Here is a 2,886-nt window from a genome sequence, read left to right as displayed (position 1 = left end):
GGTTAAGCCTAGCGCACGTCACGTCCGGTCTACCCGCGGTTGCGGACATTCGAACCAATTCGAGCGACTTCGGCTCGAGGCCACAAGCCGACTCATGCAATGCAGCAAACAGCCCCCTCACTCGATCACCTCCTCGATATTAAGATTGCTCACCTCCGCTCCCACCATCGCTGAGCGCTGAGTGCATGGCGTAGACCGCAATTGCCGCTATGAGAGCCGTGACAAAGAGCCCAAAAAACCCAATTCCAATCGCAAGTGCGCGCGTCAACGCCTGCCTCGGGACGAGATCGCCGTAACCAATCGTGAGGCCGGTAATGAAAGTGAAATAGATCGCATCCCCGAAAGACCAGCCCTCAACAAAACCAGTCAGCAAGCCCAGGGCAAGCTGAATCGCTAGAATTGCCGACAACACCGGCCACGTCACGTGAACCGCATGGCCGAGCGCCACGAAAAAGCGCCGCTGCAACGTTTTCGGTGCTGGTCGGTTCATGTCGTGGCGACCTCCGTAAACGGCGCGCTGCAGAGGGCCATTCTACTGGTCGCAATTCCTGCTTTGATCGGCTGTCTGTTGCAAGCTGACGTTCTTGCCCTTGACTTGGCAGCGTCTTTTTCTGGTTCAAGATTCTTGCTCTAATTTTTTGCCTCGATCCGCTGCAGAGCTTCAATTTTTGCTCCGCGGCAGGGAAATGCGGCGATGTCTGCGAATGGGATGGACCGGCCGTGCTCCCGCCCAACTAGCGAGCATACTTGTGGGGCAGTCAGGAGAAGGAGCCACGCCATGCCGCGCAAGTTTGACACCGCAGTCGTTACCATTGGTATCGATCCGGGCAAGAACATCTGCACCTAGTTGGCCTCGATGCCCGAGGAGAAATCGTTCTGCGCGAGAAGGTAGCGCGCGCCAAAATTGTGTCGCGGCTGGCGAATATGCCGCCATGCTTGATCGGGATAGAGGCGGGCATGGGAACGCACTATGTGACCCGCGATCTGCTCGCCCTCGACCACGACGTGAGGCAAGTGCCCCCGGTCTACGCCAAGCCTTTCCGGCAGACCCACAAGAATGATTTTCGAGATGCGCATGCGGTCGCTGAGGCCGTGCAACGCCCCACGACGCGGTGCGTACCGCCGAAAACCGATGAGCAGCTCGATCTGCAGGCGTTGCATCGCGTGCGCTATCGCCTGGTGGGACAACGAACCGCGATCATCAATCAGATCCGCTGCTTTCTCGTGGAGCACGGCATCACGGTGAGGCAACGGCTCCACTGGTTGCGCCACGCATTGCCGGACATCCTTGCCCAACGCACAGATGTCCTGTCACCGCGGATGGTTCGCATCCTAGAGGATCTGGCTCAAGACTGGCGCCGCCTCGACGATCGCATCGAGGCTGTGACTGATGAGATCGATGTGCTCTCCAAGAACACGGAACCCTGTCGGCACTTGATGACAATACCGGGCATAGGCCCGATCATCTCGAGAGCCATCGTCGCTGCGATCGCTGATGGAGCAGCCTTCACACGCGGCCGGGATTTTGCTGCTTGGCTGGGTTTGGTCCCCAAGCAGATCTCCACAGGTGATCGAACGATTCTCGGACGCATCACCAAACGCGGCAATCGCTACCTTCGCATGCTCTTCCTGCAGGCGGCCCGCGTCGTTCTACTTCGGCCAAGGAATTGGATGCAGCACAGCTTTGGACCTTGGCTTGCCGCCGCGGCTCAACGGTTGCACCATAACGTGCTGGCTACAGCTCTAGCTAACAAGCTGGCCCGCATCGCATGGAGCGTGCTTGTAGAACACCGTGTATACGAGACGCGTCTCAGCACGGCAGCGGTATGATATGAGCGGTATAAGCTTGCTCTGGTTCACCAAAGGGATGACCGCCACCCTTCTCCGCCCCCGTCGCTCGCCGATTAAGGCGAGCGAGCGACGGTGGCTCCGAAGGGATGGCTTCAGTTAATCGTTGAGCCGCTTGGTCGTACCCGCCGAGGTCTGCGAGTTAAATTTGAGGAAGATGGAGGAACGGTCTCGCCGTCGCGTTCGTGATCTGGTGACCCAACTGGCCTTCGAGGGCCTATCCGAGAATGAGATCGGACGCGCGCGGATATCCATGATGGCCAAGAGCGATCTGCTCCACGCGAGGGCCGGATACAGAAGCGCAAGACCAGTCACCGCCGCTCTGCAGATTTAGCTTGCAACGCACGGCCGGTCCATACAGTTGGGTCAAAATGCGAAGAGCTCAGAGTGTGCAAATCTGGCCCGCTCCGCCCCAGTAAGCGGACCTCAATGAGGGGTGTCGCCACTTCGCTGATGGGCCAGAAGCTAACGTCTCCGGCACCCAGCTGTTTTGCCTAGTAAGGAGCGCAAGTGGTTTTCGGTTTCGATGACTATCCGCTCGCCGCAAACAGATCCCACTTCCCGGGCAGTCCTTTGAGTTCGTAAGAACCGCGTTCGGCGAATTTCAACCCGGCTCCGGCGACGAGGTCGGTGACGACGCGCGAAACCAAAACTTCATCGGAGACGCATTGCGACATCACGCGCGCGGCCGCGTGGACGGCGATGCCAGCAATGTCATTGCCTCTAATTTCAATCTCCCCGGTGTGCAGGCCGGCGCGAACGGAGAGTCCGATCTGTTTCGCCGCCGAGCCAAAGGCGAGCGCGCAGCGCACCGCTCGTCCAGGACCGTCGAAGGTTGCTAGAACGCCATCGCCAGTGCTCTTCACCAGATTGCCGCGGTGCTTACCGACCATCTCTCTTGCAATCTGATCGTGATTGTCGAGCAGCCGAAGCCAGCGCGCGTCGCCCATCGCAGTGGCGCTGCGCGTGGAGTCAACGATATCGGTGAATAGCACGGTCGACAGCACGCGCTCAAACTCAACCGCGCCATGATCGCGG

Annotated in this window: 2 protein-coding genes and 1 pseudogene; 1 reads left to right on the top strand and 2 read right to left on the bottom strand. The window is 59.1% G+C overall.

Going from position 1 to position 2,886, the window contains the following annotated elements; genetic code table 11:
- Positions 1-139 precede the first annotated feature (139 nt).
- A complete protein-coding gene (locus ACZXDY_RS45260; protein ID WP_463331715.1) occupies positions 140-490 on the bottom strand; it encodes a potassium channel family protein in 351 nt (116 codons plus the stop codon).
- 288 nt (positions 491-778) lie between these two features.
- On the opposite strand from ACZXDY_RS45260, the pseudogene ACZXDY_RS45255 reads away from it, so the two are divergent.
- Positions 779-1,830: pseudogene (locus ACZXDY_RS45255) on the top strand (IS110 family RNA-guided transposase).
- A 548-nt stretch (positions 1,831-2,378) separates the two neighbouring features.
- On the opposite strand, the gene ACZXDY_RS45250 reads toward ACZXDY_RS45255, so the two are convergent.
- A partial coding sequence (locus ACZXDY_RS45250; RefSeq protein ID WP_464349932.1) for an adenylate/guanylate cyclase domain-containing protein occupies positions 2,379-2,886 on the bottom strand: 508 nt, incomplete at its 5' end.

It is taken from the genome of Bradyrhizobium sp. LeoB3 (assembly GCF_055456055.1).
The sequence above is the reverse complement of the archived record's forward strand: the minus strand, read 5'-3'. Positions and strand labels throughout refer to the sequence as shown.